Origin of the sequence: Achromobacter sp. GbtcB20, assembly GCF_019091095.1 — a bacterium.
GTDB classification, from domain to species: domain Bacteria; phylum Pseudomonadota; class Gammaproteobacteria; order Burkholderiales; family Burkholderiaceae_B; genus Achromobacter; species Achromobacter mucicolens.
On sequence record NZ_JAGXJZ010000001.1, the window covers coordinates 264,582 to 290,322 of the forward strand.

The window sequence follows — 25,741 nt, forward strand, 5'->3', positions numbered from 1 at the left end:
CTCGAAAGAGGGTGCCCGAAGCCGAAAGGCGTCACCAGATCTTGTTGACGCCCGAAAGCAAAAAACCCCGCTCTCTGAGCGGGGTTTTCTTTTTGGTGGGCTTGCCTGCCAGTTTGGCCGGGTGGGGTGGGAGCGCCCGCCAGAGAACTGCAGCCTAGTGCAGCGCTTGCGTGCGGATGAGACCCACCGCAATGCCTTCCAGCGCAAATTCCTGATCGGCCTTGACCACGATCGTTTCGAAGTCGGGGTTTTCAGGCAGTAGTTCGATATGGCCGTTCTGGCGTTGGAGCCGCTTGACCGTGACGTCGTCGCCCAGACGGGCCACCACGATCTGGCCATTGCGCGCTTCAGACGCCTTCTTGACGGCCAGCAGATCGCCTTCGAGGATGCCCGCGTCGCGCATGCTCATGCCGCGCACCTTCAGCAGGTAGTCGGGGGCTTGTGCGAAAAGGCTGGGATCCACGCCAACTTCGCGCTCGACGTGCTCGGCAGCAAGGATGGGGCTGCCAGCTGCCACGCGGCCGACCAGCGGCAGGAGAAGCTGGGCGAGCGCGGGGATGGGAAGCGACGATTGCACCGGCGCGGCGGCGGCATCTTTGAGCCGGATGCCGCGTGAGGCGCCAGCCGTGAGTTCGATGGCCCCCTTGCGTGCCAATGCCTTGAGGTGGTCTTCTGCGGCGTTGGGAGAGCGAAAACCCAAGGCCTGGGCAATTTCGGCGCGGGTCGGCGGAAAGCCGGTGCGCGCGACCGTTTGCCTGATGAGGTCCAGGATTTGTTGTTGGCGATCCGTGAGTTTGCTGGCCATGGCGATGATCCGGTGTGAACGGACTGTACATATATACAGCGCCATTCTGGGGGACGTAGCGCAAAAAAGCAAGCGGGGCACGATGCCAATAAAAACGGGACCCGAAGGTCCCGTTTCGACTGCTGACGGCGCACTGCCGACGTGATTTACAGCACGGCTGCGATGCCGGCTGCCACCTTGTCGATGTTGCCGCTGTTCAGCGCGGCCACGCAGATGCGGCCGCTGGACACGGCGTAGACGCCGTGTTCTTCGCGCAGGCGGTCCACTTGGGCGGCGGACAGGCCCGAGTACGAGAACATGCCGCGTTGCTTGAGCACGAAGCTGAAGTCCTGCTTGCCGCCGTGTTCCTTGATCTTGTCGACCAGTTGAGCACGCATCAGGCGGATGCGATCACGCATGCCGGCCAGTTCTTCTTCCCACAGGGCAAACAGCTCGGGCGTGTTCAGCACCGTCGAGACGACCGTGCCGCCGTGCGTGGGCGGGTTCGAATAGTTGGTGCGGATGACGCGCTTGAGCTGGCTCAGCACGCGCGTGGCTTCGTCCTTGCTGCCGGCGACCACGGTCAGCGCGCCGACGCGCTCGCCGTACAGCGAAAACGACTTCGAGAACGACGAGCTGATGAACATGGTCATGTCCATGTCGGCGAACAGGCGCACGACTGCAGCGTCTTCCTTGAGGCCGTCGCCGAACCCTTGGTAGGCGATGTCCAGGAACGGGACCAGGTTGTTTTCCTTCACGACGGCGGCGATCTGCTTCCACTGGTCGGCGGTGGGGTCAGCGCCGGTGGGGTTGTGGCAGCATGCGTGCAGCACGACGATGGTCTTGGCGGGCGCGGCCTTCAGGTCGGCCAGCATGGCTTCGAAGTTCAGGCCACGGGTGGCGGCGTCGTAGTAGGCGTACGTGCCGACTTCAAAGCCGGCGCGTTCGAACAGCGCGCGGTGGTTTTCCCAGCTGGGATCGCTGATCAGCACCTTCGAGCCCGGCAACAGCTGGCGCAGGAAGTCGGCGCCGATCTTCAGGGCGCCGGTGCCGCCCAGGGCTTGCGTGGTCAGCACGCGGCCTGCGGCGGCCAGTGCGGAGTCCTTGCCCAGGAGCAGGGCCTGCGCACCGGCGTTGTAGCCGGCAATGCCTTCGATCGGAAGATAGCCGCGGGCGGCAGCGGCTTCGATGCGGGCGGTTTCGGCCTTGCGCACTGCGCCCAGGAGCGGGATCCGTCCCTGATCATCGTAATACACGCCCACGCCCAGGTTCACTTTACCGGGGCGGGTATCCGCGTTGTATTGTTCGTTCAGACCAAGAATGGGGTCGCGCGGCGCGAGCTCGACGGAATCGAAAAGGGTGCTCATGGGACTCTGATGAGGTGGGTGGACGCAGTACGAGGTGCTGTGGATAATGGGGGGTTTACCCTGGAACAGTCTAGCATGCCTAAGAGCGCAATAGACCCAAGCGCGGGGGCTCCCGCAGCAGGTCCGGGATTCGTCGATTTCCCTGACAGCCCCTTTCATCTCTACCAACCCTATCCGCCGGCGGGAGACCAGCCCACGGCCATCGCAGGGCTGACCCAGGGTGTCGAAGACGGCCTCATGTACCAGACGCTTCTGGGCGTGACCGGGTCGGGCAAGACCTACACCATGGCCAACGTCATTGCGCGCATGGGCCGTCCGGCGCTGGTGCTTGCGCCCAACAAGACGCTGGCCGCGCAGCTCTACGCCGAAATGCGCGAGTTCTTCCCGAAGAACGCGGTCGAGTACTTCGTTTCTTACTACGACTACTATCAGCCCGAGGCCTACGTGCCGACGCGCGACCTGTTCATTGAGAAGGATTCGTCCATCAACGAACACATCGAGCAGATGCGGCTGTCGGCCACCAAGAGCCTGCTCGAGCGCCGCGACACGATCATCGTGGGCACCGTGTCGTGCATCTACGGTATCGGCAACCCCGGCGACTATCACGCGATGGTGCTGATCCTGCGTGCGGGGGACCAGATCGCCCGGCGCGAGATCCTCGCGCGCCTGGTCGCCATGCAGTACACCCGCAACGACGCGGAGTTCACGCGCGGGGTGTTTCGCGTGCGGGGCGAAACCATCGATATCTTCCCGGCGGAAAGCGCCGAGCTCGCGTTGCGCGTGACGCTGTTCGACGACGAAATCGAAAGCCTGGAATTGTTTGACCCGCTGACTGGCCGTATCCGCCAGAAGCTGCCGCGCTTCACTGTCTATCCCGGTTCGCACTATGTGACGCCGCGCGACACCGTGCTGCGCGCCATCGAAACCATCAAGGAAGAACTGCGCGAACGCGTCAAGCGCTTCGTTGACGACGGCCATCTGGTCGAGGCGCAGCGTCTGGAGCAGCGCACCCGCTTCGATCTGGAAATGCTGCAGGAGCTGGGATTCTGCAAGGGCATCGAGAACTACTCGCGCCATCTGTCCGGCGCCGCGCCGGGCGAGCCGCCTCCGACCCTGATCGACTACCTGCCGTCCGACGCGCTGATGTTCATCGACGAAAGCCACGTGACCATCGGCCAGCTTAGCGCCATGTATCGCGGAGACCGGTCGCGCAAGGAAACGTTGGTGCAGTACGGTTTTCGTCTGCCGTCCGCGTTGGACAACCGCCCGCTCAAGCTCGAAGAGTTCGAAGCGCGGATGCGCCAATGCGTGTTCGTTTCGGCAACGCCGGCCGCGTACGAACAAGAACATGCGGACAACGTCGTGGAGCAGGTGGTGCGCCCCACGGGGCTGGTCGATCCACTCGTGCAGGTGCTGCCCGCCCGCACGCAGGTGGACGATCTGCTCGGGCAGATCAAGGCGCGTGTCTCGCAAGGAGATCGCGTGCTGGTCACGACGCTCACCAAGCGCATGGCCGAAGACCTGACCGACTTTCTGAGCGAGCATGGCGTGAAGGTGCGCTATCTGCACTCGGACATCGATACGGTAGAGCGCGTCGAAATCCTGCGCGACTTGCGCCTGGGCACGTTCGACGTGCTGGTGGGCATCAACCTGCTGCGCGAAGGGCTGGACATTCCCGAAGTGTCGCTCGTGGCCATTCTGGACGCCGACAAGGAAGGCTTCCTGCGTTCGGAGCGCAGCCTGATCCAGACCATCGGCCGCGCGGCGCGCAACCTCAATGGTCATGCGATCCTCTATGCCGACCGGATCACGGACTCGATGAAGCGCGCCATGGATGAAACCGCCCGCCGGCGCACCAAACAGCTGCAGTTCAACCTCGACAACGGCATCACCGCTCGCGGTGTGCAGAAGGCCGTGCGCGAGCTGATCGACGGCATCGTGGCGCCCGCCCAGCATGACACGCTGGAGGCCGCAGTGCCCGCCGAACTGCTGAAGGACGAAAAGGCGCTGGCCCGCGAGATCAAGCGCCTGGAAAAGCTGATGATGGATCACGCGCGCAACCTCGAATTCGAGCAGGCGGCCGCAGCTCGGGATTCTCTCAATGCGCTCAAGCAGCGGGTGCTGCTCGATGGGGCGGTGTAGCGGAATATGGATGTTTCAATTCATGTCCAGACGCTTACTGCTTCCTGAATAGCCGCAAGAAGTGGTGCGTTGCAATCATGGTGTAACCATTCGGGAATTTTGCGCCGTTTGCATCTCAATGGTTACCTGAATATAAGCTTGCAAGCCCATGATTTTGTTGTAGTTATGCCGGCCTCTGATTTGCGCTGCGTCAATTGCGCGGGCGCAAAAAAAGCTTGCCTTATCTCGGGTTTTCCCGCACACTTGCTTCCATGATGACCAAGGTACTTTTCGTTTGCATGGGCAATATCTGTCGCTCGCCGAGCGCAGAGGGCGTATTTCGCCATTTGGTGAATGACGCGGGTTTGGGCGATGTCGTTCGCATCGACTCCGCGGGTACGCACGCGTTTCATATTGGCGAGGCGCCTGATGCCCGGGCGCAGGCTGCAGCTCGCAAGCGCGGCTACGAGATCACTCACTGCGAGGCGCGTCAGGTCACCGCGGAGGATTTCCGTGATTTCGATCTGATCCTCGCCATGGACTGGGACAATCTGTCCGCCATGCAGCAGCAATGCCCCAAGGCATACCAACACAAGCTGATGCTGCTGATGCGCTTCGCCAATGAATTCGAAGAAGCCACCGTGCCCGATCCTTACTACGGCGGCGCTGACGGCTTCGGCAAGGTTCTGGATTACCTGGAAGATGCCTGTCAGGGCGTCCTCGAATTGGTCCGCAAGCGCGCTACCCAGTACCAGGCTGCCTGATTGCATGGTCGTGGAGCCGCTCGCAGAGCGGCTCTTCAGGTATAAGGCAGTGTAAAACCGCGCAGATGCGCGGTTTTTTGTAGGCCGGAGCCATACCAAATTAGTCGGGAATAGGCTATACTTGAGCCAATTACTCGGGTATTGGCCGCTGGATTCGCTGGCGGCCACTGCCGGAATCACAGGGAATTCACCATGCGGCTAACTACCAAAGGGCGTTTCGCCGTGACTGCCATGATCGACCTGGCTATGCGGCAGCATAGCGGTCCGGTCACTCTTGCGGCCATCAGCCAGCGTCAGAACATTTCGCTTTCGTATCTTGAACAGCTTTTCGGCAAGCTCCGCCGTCACGAGCTCGTGGACAGTGTCCGCGGCCCGGGCGGCGGTTATTCGCTTGCGCGTCTGGCGCGCAACGTGACGGTCGCGGACATCATCTTCGCCGTCGACGAACCGCTGGATGCGACCAGCTGTGGTGGCAAGCGGGACTGTACGAGCGGCAACGACGGCAAGCCGGGCAAGTGCATGACGCACGAACTCTGGGCGACGTTGAATCGCAAGATGGTGGATTACCTGGATTCGGTGTCCCTGCAGGATCTCGTTGATCAGCAGCGTGTGCGCCAACTGCAGGAAGCCACCAATCAAGCGCAGGCCTGCGCAGTGCGTGTGAACCGGGTGGGAGGCGCGACCGCCGCCAACGCCCCGACCACGACTGTGGCTGCCAACGCCACCGTATAAGAAGCATCAGGAGTTGTAGAAATGACCACCCGTCCGATCTATCTGGATTATTCGGCCACGACGCCTGTCGACCCCCGTGTCGTCGACGCCATGGTGCCCTGGCTGTACGAGAACTTTGGCAACCCGGCCTCGCGCAGCCACGCGTTTGGCTGGGAGTCCGAAGAGGCCGTCGAACGCGCCCGCGAAGAAGTCGCCAAGCTGGTCAATGCCGACCCGCGCGAAATCGTCTGGACCTCTGGTGCCACCGAATCCGACAACCTGGCCATCAAGGGCGCAGCCAACTTCTACGCCGAACGCGGCAAGCACATCATCACGGTCAAGACCGAGCACAAGGCTGTGCTCGACACCTGTCGTGAACTGGAACGCCAAGGCTTTGAAGTCACGTACCTGAACGTCAAGGACAACGGCCTGATCGACCTGGATGTCTTCAAGGCTGCGCTGCGTCCCGACACCGTGCTCGTGTCGGTGATGATGGTGAACAACGAAATCGGCGTGATCCAGGACGTGGAAACGCTGGGCGAAATCTGCCGCGAAAAGGGCATCATCTTCCATGTGGACGCCGCTCAGGCGACCGGCAAGGTGGAAATTGATCTGCAAAAGCTGAAGGTCGACCTGATGTCGTTCTCGGCCCACAAGACGTACGGCCCGAAGGGCATCGGTGCGCTGTATGTGCGCCGCAAGCCGCGTATCCGCATCGAAGCGCAGATGCACGGCGGTGGTCACGAGCGCGGTTTCCGCTCGGGCACGCTGGCCACGCACCAGATCGTCGGCATGGGCGAAGCGTTCCGTCTGGCCCGCGAAGAAATGGGCACCGAGAACGAGCGCATCCGCATGCTGCGCGATCGCCTCTGGAATGGCCTGTCGGAAATCGAAGAGGTCTACCTCAACGGCGACATGGACCAGCGCGTGCCGCACAACCTGAACGTCAGCTTCAATTACGTCGAAGGCGAGTCCCTGATCATGGCGATCAAGGAACTGGCGGTGTCCAGCGGTTCGGCTTGCACGTCGGCCAGCCTGGAGCCCTCGTACGTGCTTCGCGCCCTGGGCCGCAACGATGAGTTGGCGCACAGCTCGATCCGCTTCACGCTGGGTCGTTTCACGACCGAAAAGGAAGTGGACTTTGCGGTCGAACTGATCAAGAGCCGGGTTGGCAAGCTGCGCGATATGTCGCCGCTGTGGGAAATGGCCAAGGAAGGCATCGACTTGAACACCGTGCAGTGGGCCGCGCACTAAGCGCCCGCGCCTCGAAATACGTGGAGAATTAACATGTCTTACAGCACCAAAGTTCTGGATCACTACGAAAATCCCCGCAACGTCGGTTCGTTCGACAAGTCGGACGAGTCGGTGGGCACCGGCATGGTCGGCGCGCCGGCCTGTGGCGACGTCATGAAGCTGCAGATCAAGGTGAACGAAGCCGGCGTGATCGAAGACGCGCGCTTCAAGACCTATGGCTGTGGCTCGGCCATCGCTTCCAGCTCGCTCGTGACCGAGTGGGTCAAGGGCAAGACGCTGGATCAAGCGATGAGCATCCGCAACACGCAGATCGCCGAAGAGCTGGCCCTGCCTCCGGTGAAGGTGCACTGTTCCATCCTGGCCGAAGACGCGATCAAGGCCGCGGTGCAGAACTACAAAGAAAAGCATTCGGCCAATGCCGAAGCTGTGGCGGGCTGATCATGTCCGTTACCCTGACCCAACAGGCTGCCACCCATATCGGCCGCTACTTGCAGAAGCGCGGAAAGGGTATCGGCTTGCGGCTCGGCGTTAGGACGACGGGCTGTTCCGGCATGGCCTACAAGTTGGAGTATGTCGACGAGGTCGAGGCGGAAGATGTCGTCTTCGAGAGTTTTGGCGTGAAGGTCTTCATTGACCCCAAGAGCCTTTCCTATCTCGATGGCACGGAGCTGGACTACGCCCGCGAGGGCCTGAACGAAGGCTTCAAGTTCCGCAACCCCAACGAGAAGGCGACCTGCGGCTGCGGCGAGTCGTTCACGGTGTAAGTCTTGGCTGGTGACGATCACTTCAGCCTGTTTGGCTTGCCGGCACGATTCGACCTGGACGGCCAGGCGCTTGAACACGCCTGGCGCAGCGTCGCCGCGAAGGTTCACCCCGACCGGTTTGCGACGGCCAGCCCTGCGGAGCGCCGCGTGGCGATGCAGTGGGCCGCTCGCGCCAACGAGGCATATCGCGAATTGAAGGATCCGCTGCTGCGGGCGCGCTACCTCTGCGAGCAGGCGGGCGTGGACCTTCAGACGGAAAGCAACACGTCCATGGACGCGGCCTTTCTGATGCAGCAGATGACCTGGCGCGAGATGCTGGACGATGCGCGCGATGACGCCGGCGTGCTGGACACGCTGCAAGCCGAGCTGGAAGCGGCGCGCGCCGAGATGCGAGCCACGCTGACGTGCCTCTTGGATGAGGACCGCGATTACGCGGCTGCCGGGCGCAAGGTGCGGGAATGGATGTTCGTGGAAAAGCTGGCGCAGGAGCTGGCCAACGTGCAGCCCGCGGGATAGCCAACGGCGCGCTGGGGCGTGCCCGACACGGGCGCCTGCACGGCGCGGCCTACTGACCAGATAAAAGAATCATGGCCTTATTGCAGATATCCGAGCCCGGCGAATCGCCCGCGCCGCACCAGCGCAAGCTGGCGGTCGGGATTGACCTGGGTACCACCAATTCGCTGGTTGCTGCCGTTCGCAGCAGCGTTGCCGAAGTGCTGCCCGACGCGCAAGGCCATGCCTTGCTGCCGTCGGCGGTGCGTTATTTTCCTGGCGGCAAGGTTACGACCGGCCGTGAGCCCCTGGCCCAGCAAGCCGAGGATCCGCTAAACACGGTCGTGTCCGTGAAGCGTTTCATGGGCCGGTCGCTGGAAGAGGCGCGCGCGACGCGTGCGCCGTATGAATTCGTGGATGCCCCCGGCATGGTGCGGATCCGTACGGCGCAGGGCGATCTGAGCCCGGTCGAAGTGTCCGCGCAGATCCTGGCGGTGCTGCGCCAGCGCGCCGAAGACGTGCTGGGCGACGAACTGGTGGGTGCGGTCATTACCGTACCCGCGTATTTTGATGACGCACAGCGCCAGGCCACGCGCGACGCCGCGCGCTTGGCGGGCCTGAACGTTCTGCGCCTCTTGAATGAGCCGACTGCGGCCGCGATTGCCTACGGCCTGGACAATGCTGCCGAGGGTGTTTACGCGGTTTATGACCTGGGCGGCGGCACATTCGATATCTCCATCCTGCGCCTGACGCAGGGTGTGTTTGAGGTGATCTCCACGGGCGGCGATACGGCGCTTGGTGGCGACGACTTCGATGTCCTGATCGCGGACCACGCCGTGGCGAAGCTGGGCTTGGGCGAGCTGTCGCCCGCCGAGCGCCGGGGCCTGCTGATGGCCGCGCGCGCCGCGCGTGAAACGCTGTCGGATTCCGACGTGACGACCTTGCAGCTGACGCTGTCGGGCGGACGCGATGTCGCGCTGACGCTGACCCGTGAAGAATTCGAAGCCATGGCCCAGCCGCTGATCGAGCGCACGCTGGACACGGCGCGCCGCGCGCTGCGCGATGCGGCGCTCAAGCCGGCCGACGTGCGCGGCGTGGTGATGGTGGGCGGCGCCACGCGCATGCCCGTCGTGCGCGCTGCCGTGGCCAAGGTGTTTGGCACGGAGCCGCTGACCGATCTGGATCCCGACCAAGTGGTGGCGCTGGGTGCCGCGCTGCAGGCCAATCTGCTGGCGGGCAACCGCGCGCCTGGCGAGGACTGGCTGCTGCTGGACGTGATCCCGCTGTCGCTGGGTCTGGAAACGATGGGCGGCCTGGTGGAACGCATCATCCCGCGCAACAGCACCATTCCGGTCGCGCGCGCGCAGGAATTCACGACCTTCAAGGATGGCCAGACGGCCATGAGCATCCACGTGGTGCAGGGCGAGCGCGATCTGGTGTCGGATTCCCGTTCGTTGGCGCGCTTTGAACTGCGCGGCATTCCGCCCATGGTGGCCGGCGCGGCGCGTATCCGTGTGACCTTCCAGGTGGACGCGGACGGCCTGCTGAGCGTCACCGCGCGCGAGCAAAGCCAGGGCGTCGAGGCGATGGTGTCGGTCAAGCCGTCGTACGGCTTGTCCGATGACGAGATCGCCAAGATGCTGGCCGACAGCGTGGCGCAGGCCGACACCGATGCGAAGGCGCGCATGTTGCGCGAGCAGCAGGTGGATGCGCGTCAGCTGGTGGAATCGGTGCAGGCCGCGCTGGCCGTCGACGGCGACCTGCTGGACCCGGACGAACGCAAGCGCGTGGATGAATGCCTGCAAGGGGCCATTGCTGCGCAGCAGGCGCAGGACGTGGACACCGTGACGCAAGCCGTGCAGGCCCTGTCGGCCGCGACGGATGAGTTCGCCGCGCGCCGCATGGACCGCAGTATCCGCGCCGCGCTTGCCGGCCGCAAACTTGACGAAATCGCCTGATAAGAAGTTATGCCGAAACTGACTGTATTGCCTCATCCCGACTACTGTCCCGAAGGCGCGGTGATCGAAGACGCGCCCAAGGGTGTGTCGATCTGCCGTGTGCTGCTGGATAACCACATCGATATCGAGCACGCGTGCGAATTGTCGTGCGCCTGCACGACCTGTCATGTGGTGGTCAAGCAAGGGTATTCGTCGCTGGAAGACGCAACGGACGACGAGGAAGACCTGCTGGACAAGGCCTGGGGCCTGACCCCGACCTCGCGCCTGTCGTGCCAGGCGCTGGTAAGCGACGCCGACCTGACGGTCGAGATTCCCAAGTACACGATCAATCACGCCAAAGAGGGCCATTGATGAAGTGGACCGACACCTACGAGATCGCCGCCGCGCTGTACGACGCGCATCCTGACGTCGACCCCAAGGCGCTGCGGTTCACGCAGCTGCGCGACTGGGTCATGGCGCTGCCGGGCTTTTCCGACGATCCTGCGCACTGTGGCGAGAAGATCCTGGAGGCCATCCAGATGGCCTGGATCGACGAAGCCGACTGAACGCGATTTGCCAAGAACGCTCCCTTTCCGGGAGCGTTTTTTTTGGGCGCGGCCGCGCCATGCCGTTGGTCGGAGATGGTCTGCCGCCGTCTTTGACATGCCGGCGTCGCGCAGGCCACGGTATCATCGGGGATCCGTTTGTTGTCCTTTCCAGCCGAGTCTACCGATGCCCGCTGCCCAACTGCGTTTTGGCCTGGCCGCCAATCGTTTGCACCACGAAACCCCCGACGCCGCCTTGTTCACCTGGCTGCGTTCGTGCTCGTCCACCATCCGCGAGCTGGGCGTGCAGTTGCACACGGTGGGGCGCACCCATGATGCGATCGTGCGCGAGGGCATGCTGCAGGGTTACGCCGGCCTGATCCGCTACCCGTACGGCCGCGAGGGCGGTCTGATGAAGCTGGTGGCGCGCGTGACCGAAGGCCGCGATGGCCAGGCGCCGTTCGACGGCGCGATCTACCTGATCGATCCCGTGGATCCGTCCTCGATTTTTCCGGAAGCGCTTGCGCTCAAGCGGCAGTGCATCACGCATGGCCGGCCTTTCATTTCGACGTTGGCCGGCGCCATCGAGTGGATGGAGGTCGAACGTATCCATGCGGGGCTGGCGCCGGACGCGTCCGTGTCGCGCCATTTCAATTTCTCAGGCCAGACGCTGGCGATGATCGCCCACGATGCGCTCAAGGACGAAATGGTGGCCTTCGCCAGCGAGCACTTCGATGTGCTGTCCCGGTTTGCGCGGCGCGTGGCCACGGGCACGACCGGCGGCCGCCTGAACGAGCTGGCCTGGTCGCGCGGCTGGCCCAAGGATACGCCGTGGGTTCACCGTTACCTCAGCGGCCCGCTGGGCGGCGATGCGCAGATTGCCGAATTGGTGCTGGAGCACCAATGCCAGCGCGTCATCTTCTTCGAAGACCCCCACGTAGCGCGCCAGCACGAGGCCGACATCCAGTTGCTGGAACGCGCGGTGCGCGTGGTGACCGAGTCCGCCACCTGCGCCACGTCTCCCAACGTCGCGCGCCGTTGGGCGCAAGCCGTCGAAAAGCGCGGCATCTGACCGCTACGCGCGCGTCGCGGCCGGGCCAGCGCCGGTGATGATGCGAGCGACGCGGTCCGCGACGGCCGCTGCCGCCATCGACAGCGGCAAGACATCCGAACGGCACAGAAAGACCGGACGCGTCAGCCTGGGCCTGGCGATCCGGCGCAGCACGACCAGGCCGCGCGCGGCTTCCTGGCGGACGGCCTCGTAGGACAGGATCGTACTGGCAACGCCGGCCTGCGCCAGCTCGATGAGCTGCGGAATGGCGTTGGCCTCGGCAATGATGCGAAATTGCACCTGTTCGCGCTGCTGGTATTGGTCGAGCAGCCGGCGCAGGCTATGCGGATTGCCTGGCAACACCAGCGGCAGCGCCGACAACGCGCGCAGGCTGATGGAGGGTAGCCCAGCGAGATCCGCTGCCGCGCGCTTGCTGGGCTTTGCCGCGGGCGGCGACACCACCACCAGCTCTTCGTCGATCAGATGCTGAAATCGAAGGTCGACCGACGCCTCGTCGCTGAACGTGAGCCCCAGGTCGGCGTGCCCCGAGCTGACAAAGCCGGGAATGTAGCCGGTGCTGGATTCGATGATCTTCAGATAGACGCCCGGCCATTGGGCGAGGGAAAAGCGCAGGAGCGGCACGGTCAGCAGCTTGGCCATCGACATCGACATTGCCAGCGATACCGTTCCGCGCGGGGCGTTGATGTCTTCGCGCACGTCCGCGCGCGCCGCGTCGATGCGGCCAAGGATCTCGCGCGCATGCGCCAGCAGCCGCGAACCGGCGGCGGTGGGCGTGACGCCACGCGCGCTGCGATGCAGCAGCACGACGCCCAGATCTTCCTCGAGGTTGCGGATCTGCAGGCTGAGCGCCGGTTGGGCCACGTGCAACGCGGCGGCCGCACGGCTGATCGAACCCGTTGAAACCACGGCGACAAAGCACTGCATCGCACGGATGGACATGGACATGAGATGGCTCCGGACGGTGCGGGCCATCACTTTTTTATTATGGCCTGCATATTTAAACGGTATTTCTAATATATCAATCCGCTTTCCATAATGAGCGTCATCCAAGAAAAAATCACAGGAGACAACATGACGCTCAACAAACTATTCGCTGCCTGCCTTGCTTCGACGGTGCTGTCGGCCCCCGCGTTTGCAGATGCCTGGCCCGCCAAGCCCATCACGCTGGTCGTGCCGTTTTCCGCGGGCGGGCCGACCGATTTCATCGCGCGCCTGGTGGCCGAGCCGCTGGCGCGCGAGCTGGGCCAGCAGGTCATCGTGCAGAACAAGCCGGGCGCGAGCGGAAACGTGGGCTATCAAAGCGTGCTCAATGGTCCGGCCGACGGCTACACGCTCATGCACAACACGGTGGCCATGCAGGCCATCAATCCGTTGATGTACCCCAGCGCAAAGATGCATCCGGCCAAGGATTTCGTGCCCGTTGGCACGACGGGCGCCATGCCGAACCTGCTGGTCGTCAACCCCGAGCGCACGCCCGTCAAGACGCTGGCTGAACTGGTGGAGCGCGGGCGCAGCGCGCCGCAGGGCTTGAGCTACGCCACGTTTGGTCCGGGCAGCTCGCCGCACGTGTATGGCGCCTCGCTGCAGAAGCTGGCCAACTTTCAGGCCGTGGGCGTGGCTTACAAAGGCAGCGCCAACGCCGTGACGGACGTGATCGGCGGTCAGGTCGACTTTCTGTTCGACAGCATGTCCACCAGCATCGGCCAGGTGCAAGGCGGCCGGCTCAAGGCGTTGGCGATCACGTCGGCGGCGCGTTCGCCGCTGTTGCCGGGCGTACCGACGCTGAAGGAGGCGGGCTATCCCGCCCTGGATCTGAAATTCTGGTTCGCGCTGCAGACGCCCGCCGGCACGCCGGATGACGTGGTGCAGAAACTGCGTGCCGCGGTCGCGAAGGTGGTGGCCAGCGACGCTTACCGCCAGGCCATGCAGGAGCGGGGCGCGGAGGCCTTTCAGGTGGCGCCGGCCAAGCTGGACGAGTTCTTCAAGCAGGAAACCGCGCAATGGACGCAGGCGGCGAAGACGATCGGGTTGAAGGCGGAGCAGTGAACATGGAAGGCAGGCATCGCATGACGCCATTGAAGAACATCACGGTCCTGGATCTGAGCAAGGTGCTGGCCGGACCGTTGTGCGGGCAGTATCTGGGCGAGCTGGGGGCGCGCGTGATCAAGGTCGAGCCGGTGGGCACCGGCGACGACACGCGTGCGTGGCTGCCGCAGGAGGCCGGCGAGTCCGCCACGTTCCTGGCGGTCAATCACAACAAGCGCAGCCTCGCGGTGGACCTGAAGACCGAAGCGGGGCGGGCGGTGGTCCATCGCCTGGCCGGCCAGGCCGATGTCGTGCTGCAGGGGTTTGGCGGCAAGACCGCGGCGCGCCTGGGCGTCGATTACGAGACGCTGAGCCGCCTCAATCCGCGTCTCGTGTACTGCGAGATCTCGGGCTACGGCCGTGAAGGGCCGATGGGCGACGAGCCGGGCTACGACGTCATGCTGCAGGCCTTCAGCGGCATGATCAGCACGATGGGCGAGCCGGATGGCAATTTTGCGCGCGCCAGCTTTTCGCCGGTGGATCTGGGCACGGGGTCGTTTGCGCTGAGCGGCATTCTGGCGGCGCTGCTCGAGCGCGGGCAGACGGGCAAGGGGCAATACCTGGATGTGTCGCTGCTGGATACGTCGCTGGGGATGATGTCTTACATGGCGCAGAATTATTGGCGCACGGGGAAGGTGCCGCGCCGGATGGGCACGGGCCATCCCGCCATGTGTCCGTACCAGGCGTTTCGCGCGTCCGATGGCGACCTCATGCTGGGTGTGGGCAATGACGCGCAGTGGCAGCGCTTCTGCGCGGCGGCGGGGTTGCAGGAATATGTGAACGATCCGGCGTTTGCGACCAATGCCGAGCGCGTCCGCAACTTTGATGCGACCGTCGCCCTGGTGCAGTCGCGCATCGAAACGCGGTCGGTGGCGCAATGGCTGGCATTGCTAAAACCAAAGGGAATCGCGTGTTCGGCGATCCATACGCTGGACCAGGCGTTGGCGCATCCGCAGGTCGCGGCGCGCGAACTGATCGTGACGACCGAGCATCCGGCGCTAGGCGAAGTGCGCAATATAGGCCTGCCCGTGCGTTTTGGGCGGCAGCCGCGCAAGGCCGCGCGGCCCGCGCCGATGTTGGGCGAGCACAGCCGTGAAATCCTGGCGGAGCTGGGCTTTGAAGCAAGCGAGATTGCCGCGATGCTGGTCAGTGGCAGCGTGCAGCAGCACCCCTTCGATAAAGGAACGGCATGAATCCGGTGCGTTACGAAGTCCGCGATGGCATTGCGGAAATCCACCTATGCCATCCGCCCGTCAACGCGCTGGACGTGGGTGTGCTGGACGCGCTGATTGGTGCGCTGGAAAAGGCGAATGCGGATGCGGGCGTGCGGGCGGTGCTGCTGGCCAGCAGCCTGCCCGGGCGATTCTGCGCCGGGCTGGACATGAAGCAGCTGCTGCAAAGCACGCCCGCGCGTGTGCGGGAGTTGCTGACCCGGCTCTACATCAAGCTGTATGACGCGCAGTTCAACCTGGCCAAACCATCGATTTCGGTGGTGTCTGGCGCCGTGCGCGGCGGCGGCATGACGGTGGCGATTTCCAGCGACATGATCGTGGCCGCCGACAGCGCGACGTTTGGCTACCCGGAGATCGACGTGGGCGTGCTGCCCGCCATTCATTACGTGCATCTGCCGGCCGTGGTGGGCAAGCATCGGGCGTTCGATCTGCTCTTTACCGGCCGCACGTTCAGTGCAGACGAGGCGCAGGCGATGGGGCTGGTGTCGCGTGTCGCCGCCGAGGCCGGACTGCTGGACGAGGCGCGCACGCTGGCGCGGTCGCTGGCGCAGAAGCCGCCGGAGGTGCTGGCGATGGGCCGGCGCGCGTTCGTGTACAGCAACGACAACGAGTATCGGCGCCGGGTGGCCACGGCGGTGGAAGTGTTCTGCAACGCCGCGGCCACGCCAGAGGCGCGCGAAGGCTTGAGCGCCTTCGTGCAGAAGCGGGCGCCCGACTGGGCAAGCGTCGGCGAAACGCGCTAACGCTATTGGCCGGTAAAGCGGGGCGGCCGCTTTTCGCGGAACGCCGCCACGCCTTCGGCGAAATCGGCGCGTGCGGCCGACTGCAGGAAGCGCGCCGTTTCCTCGGCCAACTGGGCTTCCAGCGGCGCGTGCGCGGCGCTGCGCAGCAATGCCTTGGCGCCCGCAATGCCGTGCGGCGCGTGGCGGGCGATGTCTTGGGCATAAGCTTGCCCCGCGGCAGCAAGTTCGCTGGCAGGCGCGGTGCGCGTGATGATGCCCCAGGCCTGCGCCTCGTCGGCCGTGAAGGCGTCATGACGCAAAAGGAGATCGAGTGCGCGCTTGGGGCCGGCGGCGCGCATGAGGCCATGCGTCATGCCGGCATCGGGCGTCGCGCCGAGCTTCAGGTAGGCCGTCATGAAGCGCGCGCCCGCATCGGCGATGGCGAGGTCGCAGGCCAGGACGAGCGACAGGCCCGCGCCGGCGGCCACGCCGTGAACCTGCGCGAGCCAGACCTTGTCCATGCGCGGGACGCGCGTAACGAATGCATTGAGCGGCGTGAACAGTTCCGACAGCGTGGCGCGCACCGTGTCGGGTTCGCCCGTGAACATGCCGATGTCTCCCCCCGCGCAGAATGCCTTGCCCGTGCCGCGCAGCAGCACGACGCGCACCGCGTCGCACGTTTCGATCCACTGCGCGGCGCGCAACAGGTCGCACGCCATGGCTACGTCGATGGCGTTGAGCGCGTCCGCGCGATTGAGGGTGAGCGTGGCGACGGGGCCGTCGGTCTCGAGCAACAGCGTCTGGAACTTCGGTGGTTCCTGGGTCATGGCGAGTCTCCGTTGTCGGGTAAATACCAACTGTCGATCAAAAAACCGCGATGCTATGTTTTGAACCAAGCGCTTGCTTGGTTGGGTTTTGAGCACGCTTAGCGTAACGCATAGAACGATTTTCCGGCGCTGTACTGGCGAAGGTAAAGACAGGTTCGTTGCATCTCCTGCCTCGCAGGGCCGCCAGGTTCACCGTCGTAAAAAATGTCCGCCCCAGGCGGCAAAATAACTTCGCATCAAAGCGGGGAGACAAATGGTGGATCAGTCCGACAGGCCTGCCTTGTTGCAGGCCGATGGGGTGACGCTGGCGTTTGGCGGCGTCAAGGCGCTTACCGACGTGGGCTTTCGCGTGGAGCAGGGCTCCATCACCACGGTCATCGGCCCGAATGGCGCCGGCAAGACCTCGCTGTTCAACACGATCTCCGGTTTCTACAAGCCCGCAGCGGGACGGATCCACTTCGAGGGCCGCGACATCACGCGCATGCACGCGCCCGATCGTGCCAAGCTGGGTCTGGCGCGCAGCTTCCAGAACATTGCGCTGTTTCGCGGCATGACAGTGCTGGACAACATCAAGCTGGGCCGCCACGCGCACCTGCGCACCAATGTGCTGGATGCGCTTTTTTACCTGGGCCGCGCGCGCCGCGAGGAGATGGCGCTGCGGGCGGACATCGAAGAACGCATCATCGATTTCCTGGAGATCGATCACATCCGCCACGCGCCGGTCGCGGCGCTGTCGTATGGGCTGCAAAAGCGGGTGGAGCTGGCGCGGGCGCTGGCGATGCAGCCCAAGGTGCTGATGCTGGACGAGCCCGTGGCGGGCATGAACCGCGAAGAGACCGACGACATGGCGCGCTTCATCCTGGATGCGCGCGCCGAGTGGGGCGTGACGGTGCTGATGGTCGAGCACGACATGGGCATGGTGATGGACCTGTCCGATCACGTCGTGGTGCTGAACTTCGGGCAGGTGATTGCCCACGGCACGCCGGCGCAGGTGCAGTCCAATCCTGAAGTCATCAAGGCCTACCTGGGCGCGGGCGACGTGGGCGATCTGCGGCGGCGGCTGCGGGAGGCGGCCTGATGGACTGGCTGTTCTTCCTGGAGGTGTCGCTGGCGGGACTGGGCAGCGGCGGCCTGTATGCGTTGGCCGCGCTGGCGTTCGTGATCGTCTACAAGGCGACCCGCGTAGTGAACATTGCGATTGGTGAATTTCTGATGCTGGGCGCGTACGTGTTCTATGCATTCGCATCGGGGATGGAGTGGCCGATCTGGCTGGCCATCGCGGGCGCGGTCGTGGTGTCGGGCGCGCTGGGCGCCGTCGTCGAGCGGCTGACCATACGCCCGATGCTGGGCGAGTCGCTGATCTCGGTCTTCATGATTACCGTGGGTCTGGCGTCGATATTGGTGGGCGCGGTTGAGCTTATCTGGACGGCGGACCAGCGGCGCCTGCCGGAATTCATGCCGCGCGCGCCAGTCATGGTGGGCGAGGCGTTCGTGGCACCCAAGGTGTTCTACGGCTTCTGGGTGGCGGTGGTGCTGGCGCTTTTGGTGCTGGTGGTGTTTCGCTACTGGCGCGGCGGCGTGGCGCTGCGTGCGACGGCGTCGGACCAGGGCGCGGCCTATGCAATGGGCATCAATGTGCCGCGCGTGTTTTCGCTGGCGTGGGTGACGGCGGGTGCCATCGCCGCGGTGTCCGGCGTGATCGTGGGCACGATCGGCGGGATCTCGTCGTCGATGGGCGTGTTCGGGTTGTCGGTGCTGGTGGTGGTGATCGTGGGTGGCCTGGACAGCGTCGCGGGCGCGCTGGTCGGCGGCATCTTCATCGGGCTGCTGGAGGCCTGGGCGGGCGCCTATCTGGGCGGCGAGTACAAGCTGCTGGCCACGTTCGTCGTCCTGGTCGTGGTGCTGATGGCCAGGCCCTACGGCCTGTTCGGCACCCGTGAAATCGAGAGGCTCTGATCCATGCGTATCGCGACCGCCAAACAGACCTACCTGGCCGACGAGGCGCTTTTCGACACGCGCACGCAGCATGTGTGGCTGGCGCTGCTGGCGGCCTCGCTTGTTCTGTTTCCTTTCGTGGCGAATGCCTATTGGCTTTATCTTGCGTGCCTGGTCGCAATCAACATCGCCAGCGCGACGGGGCTGAACATCCTGACCGGCTACACCGGATTGGTCAGCCTGGGGCAGGCGGCGTTCATGGGCCTTGGCGCGTACACGGTCGCAGTCATGGAGCTGCACCTGGGCACGCCGGTCCTGGTGAATCTGCTGGCGGGCGGCGTGGTGGCGATGTTGGGTGGGCTGCTGGTGGGTATTCCCTCGCTGCGGGTGAAGGGACTGTACCTGGCGATCTCGACGATTGCCGCGTCGTTCATCGCGCACTTCATCTTCGCGAACTGGCAGTTCACGGGCGGTACCTCAGGGTTGCAGGTGCCGCCGGCGCGCATCCTGGGGCTGGACCTGGATACGTCCTTCAAGATCTATTGGCTGATCGTGCCCGTGACCGTGCTGATGGTGCTGGGCGCGGCGAATCTTTTTCGCACGCGCATCGGCCGCGCGTTCATCGCGATCCGCGACCGCGACATTTCCGCCGAGGTGCTGGGTATCCGCCTGCTGCGCTACAAGCTGCTCTCGTTCGGGCTGTCCTCGTTCTATGCCGGCGTGGCGGGCGGTCTGTGGGCGTATTTTTTCCGGGTGGTCACGCCCGAGAGCTTTCCGCTCATCATGTCGATCTTCTTTCTGGCGGCGATCATCGTGGGCGGCATGGGCTCGATCCTGGGATCCATCCTGGGCGCGCTTTTCATGACGATGGTGCCGGAGTTTCTGAAGCTTGTTGTCGGCTGGCTGCCCGTGGGCGGCGATGCGCTGCGGCTGATCTCACCGGTGCGCACCATCGTTTTCGGCCTGCTGATCGTGGGCTTTCTGATCTTCGAGCCGCACGGGCTCGCGGAAATCTGGCGGCGCGTGCGCCGATTCTTTCACCTCTGGCCTTTCCGTACGTAGCGCGATGCGTGCGGCGTGACGGCGGCCACCCATAAGACCCAGGAGACAAACCATGAAGCGCATCCGGATAGGCAGCGGTTTATCGAGGTTGTTGGCCCCGTTGGGCCTGGCGGCGGCATTGGCGGCGGCGCCCGCGGCGCAGGCGGCCGAGGACCTGGTGCTGGGCGGCTCGATTCCCTTGAGCGGCGTGTTTGCCTTTGCCGGGCAGGGCATTCACGCCGGGATCACGGACTACGTGAAGATCATCAACGACCAGGGCGGCATCAAGGGCCGCAAGCTGCGCTACGTGCCCGAGGACACGGCCTACAAGGTGGATGCGTCGGTGGCGGCGTTCAAGAAGATCACCAGCCAGAACAAGGTCAACTTCTACTACGGCGATTCGACCGGCTTTTCCAAGACCATCAATGCCGAGCTGAACCGCACGGGCGACATCCTGATGACGGGCGCGTCCTTCGCGACCGAGCTGAACGATCCGGCGAAGTATCCCGCCCAGTTCATGCTGGGGCCCGACTACACCGAGATGTTCGGCATCCTGCTGCGCTACATCGCCAAGGAGCAGCCGGGCGCCAAGGTGGCGTTCGTGTATTCGGACACGGAGTTCGGACGCGATCCGATCGCCAGTTCGCGTGCGGTGGCTGAGAAGCTGGGCCTGAAGGTGGCTACCGAGATCATGACGCCGCCGGGCAGCGTGGACGTGTCGACCGAGGTCATCAAGCTGCGCCGCGCCGACCCTGACTTCACCATCTTTCACGGCTACGTGCTGGCGCCGATTCCCGAGTTTGTGGGGCAGGGCAAGCGCATGGGCCTGAAGACGCGCTACATGGGCACGTTCTGGACGATGGACAACTCGACCGTGATGCAGATGGGCGAGGACGCTGAGGGCTTCATGGGCGTGATGCCGTACCGGTACTACTACGATCAGGCCGCCGACGCGCCGATGCTCAAGAAGATCCGCGAAATGCGGCCGCAGTATCAGAGCACGGGCTACATGCAGGGATTCCTGGCCGCCATGCTGTTCTCGGAAGTCGCCAAGCGTACGCTGGACGCGGGCAAGGAACTGACCGCCGCCAACATGAAAGCCTCGTTGGATGGCATCAAGGATTTCGATACGGGCGGGCTGATCGGCGTGCCGATCACCATCAAGGGCAACTCCATCCCGGTGGGTCGGATCTATCGCGCGGACGTCAAGCAAAAGCAGATGGTGCCGGCGTCCGACTGGATCGTGCTCAAGTGAGGCTGCCGTGAACCAGGGACAGGACGTGGCAGGACAGGGCGTTCGTTCAGGCATGAACGCCGCCGCGCCGCCCAAGGCGGTGCTCGACATCAACAACATCGAGGTCGTCTACAACAAGGCGGTGCAGGTGCTGCGCGGCTTGTCCCTGTCGGTGCCGGCCGGCAGCATCGTCGCGCTGCTGGGCAGCAACGGAGCTGGCAAATCCACCACGCTCAAGGCGGTATCCGGTCTGCTGGACCTGGAGGACGGGGAACTGGTGCGCGGCCAGATCGTGTTCGCTGGCGGCGACACGGCGGGCATCAAGCCGCAGAACCTGGTGCGGTCGGGCCTGGCGCACGTGATGGAAGGGCGCCGCGTGTTCGAAGACCTGACCGTCGAAGAAAACCTGGTGGCGGCAACCTATGCGCTGACCGGAAGGCCCGCCGCGCGCGCGGACTTCGATCTGGTCTACGGCTACTTTCCGCGGCTTTTCGAGCGGCGGCGCGGCCTGGCAGGTTATCTGTCCGGCGGGGAACAGCAGATGCTGGCCATCGGGCGCGCGCTGATTGCGCAGCCCACGCTGATGCTGCTGGACGAGCCATCGCTGGGCCTGTCGCCCATGCTGGTCGAGAGCATTTTTTCGATCATCGCGCGCATCAATATCGAACAGGGGGTGTCGATGCTGCTGGTGGAGCAGAACGCTTCGGTTGCGCTGGCGGTGGCGCATTACGGCTACATCATGGAGACGGGCAAGGTGGTGATCGACGGTTCGGCCGACAAGCTGGCGGCGGATCCCGACGTGCGCGAATTCTATCTGGGCGTGGGCGGAACGGGCGAGGCCCGGGGCTTTCGCGACATCAAGCACTACAAGCGCCGCAAGCGCTGGCTGTCATGATGGACGCGCACAGGGATCCGGGCGCCTGGCCTGAACTGACGCTGCCGCAGATGCTGCGCGAGCAGGCGCGCCGCCAGCCGTCGGCGGTTGCCATCCGGCAGAAGGACTTTGGCATCTGGAAGCCGCTGACCTGGGACCAGTACTGGCAGCGCGCATGCCGCGTGGGGCTGGGACTGCGCGCGCTGGGGCTTAGCGCGGGCGGGCGGGTCGCGATCGTCTCGGACAACAGGGTGGAGTGGCTGCTGACGCAGATGGGGGCGTGCGCGGCCGGGGGCGTGGCGGTAGGCGTCTATTCCACAAGCCCGGCCGAAGAAATGGGCTACGTGCTGGCGCATGCGGACGTCGAACTGGTGGTCTGCGAAGACCAGGAGCAGACCGACAAGGTGCTGCACGTGGCGGACCGGCTGCCGAATTTGCGCCGCATCGTGGTCATTGAAACGAAGGGTCTGCGCGCGTATGGTGCGGCGGATCGGGCGCGCATCGTGACCTTTGCCGAAGTCGAGGCCGATGGCGGCCAGCGCGAAGCCGTGGAGCTGGCCGCGCTGAATACGATGCTGGACGGGCAGCGCCTGGACGACACCGGGCTGATGATCTACACGTCGGGTTCCACCGGCAAGCCCAAGGGCGCGATGCTGAGCTACCGCAACATGCGCGGCGTGGCGCCGGGCATCGCCGATCGCCTGTCGATGGATGCGTCCAGCGTGCACCTGTCGTACCTGCCGCTGTGTCACGTTGCCGAGCAGATGCTGTCCACGTTCGTGCCCATCTACCTGGGCACGCAGGTGAATTTTGGCGAGTCGCTGCGCACCGTGCAGGAGGACCTGCGCGAAGTCGCGCCGACGATTTTCCTGGGCGTGCCCCGCATCTGGGAAAAACTGCACGCCGCGATCTCGATCAAGATGCAGGAGGCTGGCCGGTTGCAGCAGTGGCTGTACCGCAATGCGCTGGCACAGTGCGCGCCGTTTCTGGAGAAGTCCCCCGCGCAGTATCGCGTGGGCGAGCGGCTGACGCATTGGCTGTGGTACTGGCTGGTGCTGCGCGCGCTGCAGAATTTCATTGGCCTGCGTCGTGTGCGGGTGGCAATGACAGGCGCCGCGCCGATTCCGCCGGACGTGGTGCGCTACTTTCGCACGCTGGGCGTGCCGCTGATCGAGGTGTATGGCTTGACGGAGTCGGCGGGCATGATCTTCGGACAGCATCCGGACCGCGTGAAGGTGGGCACGGTGGGCGAGCCGATCCTGGGTGTGGAGTGGCGCATCGGCGAATCCGGCGAACTGCTGGTGCGTGGCGACATGGTGTTCCAGGGTTACTACAAGAACCCGGAGGCGACCGCGGACACCGTGCGTGACGGCTGGCTGCACACGGGCGACGTCGTGGCGCAGGAAGACGGGCGCGTGCGCATCGTGGACCGGCTCAAGGACATCATGATCACGGCGGGGGGCAAGAACCTGACGCCGTCCGAGATCGAGAACGCGGTCAAGGGCAGTCCGTATGTGAAAGAGTGCGTCGTCATCGCCGACGGCAGGAAGTACGTGACGGCGTTGATCCAGCTGGAATTCGACACCGTGGGCAAATGGGCTGAATCGCGCCGCATCGCCTTCACGCATTTCCGGTCGCTGGCGGAATGCCCGCAGGTGCGCGAACTGGTCCAGCAGGAGGTCACGCGCGCCAACGCCGGGCTGGCGCCCGTCTCGCAGATCAAGCGTTTTCATCTGTTGACCAAGGAACTGGACCACGACGATGGCGAAGTGACTGCAACGATGAAGGTGCGGCGCGCCAGCATCTACCGCGCCTACGCCAACGAAATCGAATCGCTCTACGTTGAGGAGACGACGGCATGAACCAAGCCGTGATCCTGGAAGCCGTGCGCACGCCGTTCGGGCGTCGCGGCGGATGGTGGGCCGAGACCCGGCCCGACTCGCTGCTGGCGGACACCGTGCACGCGCTGCTGGCGCGCGCGGGCCTGCCGGGCGACAAGGTTGAGGACCTGATCGCCGGCTGTGTCAGCCAGGCGGGCGAGCAGGGCGCCAACATCGGCAGGCTGGCCGCGATGCTGGCCGGGCTGCCCGAGCGCGTGCCGGGGGTGGCGCTGAACCGCATGTGCGGGTCCAGCCAGCAGGCCGTGCATTTTGGCGCGCAGGCCATCGCCGCGGGCGACATGCGTTATGTGGTCGCCGGCGGCGTCGAGAGCATGAGCCGCGTGCCGATGTTCCTGGACGTGACGCTGGGCCAAAGCGAATTCCGGGGATTCGAATCGCTGAACCCGGCGTTGCTGGCGCGTTATCCGCTGATTCACCAGATCGAGAGCGCCGAGCGCATCGCCAGCCAATGGGGGCTGTCGCAGGCCGACATGGACGCGTGGGCGCGCGAGAGTCACGCGCGCGCCTGGGCGGCGGCCAGCGCGGGGCTGCATGCCGAGCTGCTGCCGGGCCCGGCGCAAACCGCGCGCCGCGACGAAGGCATCCGCGAAACGACGGAAGCCGCCCGGATGGCGGCCATGGCGCCGGCGATGCGCGCGCCGGGCGAGGGCGGCGTGACGGCGGCCAACGCCAGCCAGCTCGCCGATGGCGCGGCGGCGGTGCTGCTGGGCGACAAGGACGCGGCGCTGGCCGATGGCTTGCGGCCCCGGGCGCGCTTCCTGGCGCGGGTGGTGGTGGGTTCGGACCCCGTGATGCAGCTGACGGGCGTGATCCCCGCGGCGCGGCAGGCGTTGGCGCGTGCGGGCCTGGCGCTGGAGGACATCGACTGGATCGAGATCAACGAGGCCTTTGCAAGCGTGGTGCTGGCCTGGCAGCGCGAACTGGGCGCGGACCTGACGCGCGTGAATCCGTGGGGCGGCGCGATTGCGCACGGCCATCCGCTGGGCGCCACGGGCGCGGGCCTGATGGCCAAGATGCTGGCGGGGCTGGAGGCGACCGAAGGCGAGCTGGGCATGCAGCTCATGTGCATCGGGCACGGCATGGCTACCGCGACCATCATCCAGAGGGTTTGACCTGCATGGACAAGACCGGGACCGCTGTGTCGCGGGACGAGGGCGCGGAGACGCAGCGGCGCCAGGAACTGGTCCTGGCGGCCGGCCGGCTCTTTAGCAAACGCGGGTATGAGCGCACGACGGTGCGTGAGCTGGCCAAGGCGGTGGGGTTGCAGTCGGGCAGCCTGTTCCACCATTTCCGTAGCAAGGAAGAGATTCTGGTCGCCGTGATGAACAACGGTATCCAGGAGGTGATCGACCTGGGCGAGAAGGCGCTGGACTGCTATGCCGTGCCGGCAGACCGGCTGGCGGCGCTGTTTCGCGTGCATATGTGGAGCATGCTGCACGGCGCGGGCGGGGATGCGATGAACGCGCTGGTGTACGAATGGCGCAGCCTGTCGGCGCCGAGCCAGGCGTCGGTCAAGGTGCTGAGCGACCGCTACGAGGCGATGTGGCAGTCCGTGGTGGCGGGGGCGGTGCAGGCGGGGTTGCTGCGCGGGGATGCGCGCGTCATCAAGCGATGCGTGCTGGGCGCGATGAATTTGACGGTGCAATGGTACAAGCCGGGCGGGCGGCTGGCCCCCGCCGCGTTCATCGACGCCATGTTGCAGGCGGCGTTGCCGGCGCTGCCCGCGGGGGCGGGCAGGTGGCCCGTGGAGCCTAGCCGCGCCGCTTGATGAACGCGCCGACGGCGCAGGCGACCGACAGCGCCAGCAGCGAGGCCGCGACGGGCAAGAGGAAATCGGCTTCGCCGTGATAACCGCCGCCCGTGACGCCGCCAGCCACGCCGCCCATCCAGAGCAGGGCGGTCAGGATCGCGGCGATGAGCGAGATGGCGGTGGCCACGCACAAGGCAATGAACGCCGGCCGCCGCACGGGGGCGGACCGGTAGGGCGTGCCCAGCTGGACGCGGCGGGGTTGCTTGATCCAGTAGACCAGCCCCGCCACGACCAGCAGCAGCATCAGGATCTTGAAGATCATGACGCGC

General features: G+C 65.0%; 27 protein-coding genes. 22 read left to right on the plus strand and 5 right to left on the minus strand.

The genetic code is table 11. The features are described 5' to 3' along the window. Positions 1-154: 154 nt before the first annotated feature. Positions 155-805 (minus strand): transcriptional repressor LexA, encoded by a 651-nt coding sequence (lexA, locus tag KVT32_RS01230; protein ID WP_062840730.1) that lies wholly within the window; start codon positions 803-805, stop codon positions 155-157. 146 nt (positions 806-951) lie between these two features. After that, positions 952-2,151, minus strand: coding sequence for an amino acid aminotransferase (locus tag KVT32_RS01235; RefSeq protein WP_056318860.1), 1,200 nt, complete (start codon positions 2,149-2,151; stop codon positions 952-954). Between the two features lie 75 nt (positions 2,152-2,226). Here KVT32_RS01235 and uvrB point away from each other — a divergent pair, with 75 nt between their 5' ends. The 11 genes from uvrB to KVT32_RS01290 all read left to right on the plus strand — a co-directional run bounded on the left by uvrB (position 2,227) and on the right by KVT32_RS01290 (position 11,811). Continuing rightward, positions 2,227-4,293, plus strand: a complete 2,067-nt coding sequence (gene uvrB / locus KVT32_RS01240) for an excinuclease ABC subunit UvrB (RefSeq protein WP_152384763.1) — start codon at positions 2,227-2,229, stop codon at positions 4,291-4,293. 251 nt (positions 4,294-4,544) lie between these two features. After that, positions 4,545-5,036, plus strand: a complete 492-nt coding sequence (locus KVT32_RS01245) for a low molecular weight protein-tyrosine-phosphatase (RefSeq protein WP_006386176.1) — start codon at positions 4,545-4,547, stop codon at positions 5,034-5,036. 192 nt (positions 5,037-5,228) lie between these two features. Next, entirely contained in the window at positions 5,229-5,768 is a 540-nt protein-coding gene (iscR, locus tag KVT32_RS01250) for a Fe-S cluster assembly transcriptional regulator IscR (protein ID WP_056318865.1), read from the plus strand. A gap of 21 nt (positions 5,769-5,789) precedes the next feature. Beyond that, the gene (locus KVT32_RS01255; protein ID WP_175155765.1) at positions 5,790-7,001 is read left to right on the plus strand and encodes an IscS subfamily cysteine desulfurase; all 1,212 of its coding nucleotides are present in this window, start codon (positions 5,790-5,792) and stop codon (positions 6,999-7,001) included. A gap of 33 nt (positions 7,002-7,034) precedes the next feature. Beyond that, a complete protein-coding gene (gene iscU, locus KVT32_RS01260) occupies positions 7,035-7,439 on the plus strand; it encodes a Fe-S cluster assembly scaffold IscU (protein WP_152384760.1) in 405 nt (134 codons plus the stop codon). A gap of 2 nt (positions 7,440-7,441) precedes the next feature. Then, on the plus strand, positions 7,442-7,765 hold the full coding sequence (gene iscA / locus KVT32_RS01265) for an iron-sulfur cluster assembly protein IscA (RefSeq protein WP_056318874.1): 324 nt from the start codon (positions 7,442-7,444) through the stop codon (positions 7,763-7,765). Between the two features lie 3 nt (positions 7,766-7,768). Continuing rightward, positions 7,769-8,281 (plus strand): Fe-S protein assembly co-chaperone HscB, encoded by a 513-nt coding sequence (hscB, locus tag KVT32_RS01270; protein WP_217617530.1) that lies wholly within the window; start codon positions 7,769-7,771, stop codon positions 8,279-8,281. Positions 8,282-8,352: 71 nt separating this feature from the next. After that, positions 8,353-10,215, plus strand: coding sequence for a Fe-S protein assembly chaperone HscA (hscA, locus tag KVT32_RS01275; protein WP_217617531.1), 1,863 nt, complete (start codon positions 8,353-8,355; stop codon positions 10,213-10,215). 9 nt (positions 10,216-10,224) lie between these two features. Further along, the gene (gene fdx / locus KVT32_RS01280; protein WP_056318881.1) at positions 10,225-10,566 is read left to right on the plus strand and encodes an ISC system 2Fe-2S type ferredoxin; all 342 of its coding nucleotides are present in this window, start codon (positions 10,225-10,227) and stop codon (positions 10,564-10,566) included. Beyond that, complete coding sequence (iscX, locus tag KVT32_RS01285) at positions 10,566-10,760, plus strand: Fe-S cluster assembly protein IscX (RefSeq protein ID WP_056318884.1); 195 nt, start codon at positions 10,566-10,568, stop codon at positions 10,758-10,760. The genes fdx and iscX overlap by 1 nt, the downstream gene beginning before the upstream one ends. Positions 10,761-10,926: 166 nt before the next feature. After that, on the plus strand, positions 10,927-11,811 hold the full coding sequence (locus tag KVT32_RS01290) for a methylglyoxal synthase (protein WP_217617532.1): 885 nt from the start codon (positions 10,927-10,929) through the stop codon (positions 11,809-11,811). A gap of 3 nt (positions 11,812-11,814) precedes the next feature. Here KVT32_RS01290 and KVT32_RS01295 read toward each other — a convergent pair whose 3' ends face one another. Further along, the gene (locus tag KVT32_RS01295) at positions 11,815-12,756 is read right to left on the minus strand and encodes a LysR family transcriptional regulator (protein WP_227741251.1); all 942 of its coding nucleotides are present in this window, start codon (positions 12,754-12,756) and stop codon (positions 11,815-11,817) included. A gap of 126 nt (positions 12,757-12,882) precedes the next feature. Between KVT32_RS01295 and KVT32_RS01300 the strand changes: the two genes are divergently transcribed. From KVT32_RS01300 to KVT32_RS01310, 3 genes are read left to right on the plus strand one after another with little or no spacing between them, the layout of a single operon-like run. Then, the gene (locus tag KVT32_RS01300) at positions 12,883-13,857 is read left to right on the plus strand and encodes a tripartite tricarboxylate transporter substrate binding protein (RefSeq protein WP_217617533.1); all 975 of its coding nucleotides are present in this window, start codon (positions 12,883-12,885) and stop codon (positions 13,855-13,857) included. A gap of 20 nt (positions 13,858-13,877) precedes the next feature. After that, entirely contained in the window at positions 13,878-15,089 is a 1,212-nt protein-coding gene (locus KVT32_RS01305) for a CaiB/BaiF CoA-transferase family protein (protein WP_217617666.1), read from the plus strand. Next, positions 15,086-15,871 carry an enoyl-CoA hydratase/isomerase family protein gene (locus KVT32_RS01310; protein ID WP_217617534.1) on the plus strand — a complete coding sequence of 262 codons (786 nt, stop codon included), beginning with the start codon at positions 15,086-15,088 and terminating at the stop codon, positions 15,869-15,871. Before KVT32_RS01305 ends, KVT32_RS01310 begins: the two co-directional genes overlap by 4 nt. A gap of 2 nt (positions 15,872-15,873) precedes the next feature. On the opposite strand, the gene KVT32_RS01315 is transcribed toward KVT32_RS01310, so the two are convergent. Then, on the minus strand, positions 15,874-16,677 hold the full coding sequence (locus tag KVT32_RS01315) for an enoyl-CoA hydratase/isomerase family protein (protein ID WP_152384753.1): 804 nt from the start codon (positions 16,675-16,677) through the stop codon (positions 15,874-15,876). A gap of 253 nt (positions 16,678-16,930) precedes the next feature. On the opposite strand from KVT32_RS01315, the gene KVT32_RS01320 reads away from it, so the two are divergent. Genes KVT32_RS01320 through KVT32_RS01355 form a run of 8 tightly spaced genes read left to right on the plus strand, consistent with a single transcriptional unit; the run spans position 16,931 to position 25,430 of the window. Then, positions 16,931-17,755 carry an ABC transporter ATP-binding protein gene (locus KVT32_RS01320; RefSeq protein ID WP_056318900.1) on the plus strand — a complete coding sequence of 275 codons (825 nt, stop codon included), beginning with the start codon at positions 16,931-16,933 and terminating at the stop codon, positions 17,753-17,755. Next, a complete protein-coding gene (locus tag KVT32_RS01325; RefSeq protein ID WP_217617535.1) occupies positions 17,755-18,633 on the plus strand; it encodes a branched-chain amino acid ABC transporter permease in 879 nt (292 codons plus the stop codon). The genes KVT32_RS01320 and KVT32_RS01325 overlap by 1 nt, the downstream gene beginning before the upstream one ends. Before the next feature lie 3 nt (positions 18,634-18,636). Then, a complete protein-coding gene (locus tag KVT32_RS01330; RefSeq protein WP_142054751.1) occupies positions 18,637-19,674 on the plus strand; it encodes a branched-chain amino acid ABC transporter permease in 1,038 nt (345 codons plus the stop codon). A 52-nt stretch (positions 19,675-19,726) separates the two neighbouring features. After that, entirely contained in the window at positions 19,727-20,908 is a 1,182-nt protein-coding gene (locus KVT32_RS01335) for an ABC transporter substrate-binding protein (RefSeq protein WP_056318909.1), read from the plus strand. A gap of 52 nt (positions 20,909-20,960) precedes the next feature. Then, positions 20,961-21,782: an ABC transporter ATP-binding protein gene (locus tag KVT32_RS01340; RefSeq protein WP_056318911.1), complete on the plus strand. Its 822-nt coding sequence runs from the start codon at positions 20,961-20,963 to the stop codon at positions 21,780-21,782. Further along, on the plus strand, positions 21,779-23,623 hold the full coding sequence (locus KVT32_RS01345) for a long-chain fatty acid--CoA ligase (RefSeq protein ID WP_217617536.1): 1,845 nt from the start codon (positions 21,779-21,781) through the stop codon (positions 23,621-23,623). Before KVT32_RS01340 ends, KVT32_RS01345 begins: the two co-directional genes overlap by 4 nt. Beyond that, positions 23,620-24,774, plus strand: a complete 1,155-nt coding sequence (locus KVT32_RS01350) for a thiolase family protein (RefSeq protein ID WP_217617537.1) — start codon at positions 23,620-23,622, stop codon at positions 24,772-24,774. Before KVT32_RS01345 ends, KVT32_RS01350 begins: the two co-directional genes overlap by 4 nt. 5 nt (positions 24,775-24,779) lie before the next feature. After that, a complete protein-coding gene (locus KVT32_RS01355; protein WP_152384749.1) occupies positions 24,780-25,430 on the plus strand; it encodes a TetR/AcrR family transcriptional regulator in 651 nt (216 codons plus the stop codon). Here the strand turns inward: KVT32_RS01355 and KVT32_RS01360 are convergent. Then, positions 25,414-25,734, minus strand: a complete 321-nt coding sequence (locus KVT32_RS01360) for a preprotein translocase subunit TatB (protein WP_217617538.1) — start codon at positions 25,732-25,734, stop codon at positions 25,414-25,416. The genes KVT32_RS01355 and KVT32_RS01360 overlap by 17 nt on opposite strands. Between the last annotated feature and the right edge of the window lie 7 nt (positions 25,735-25,741).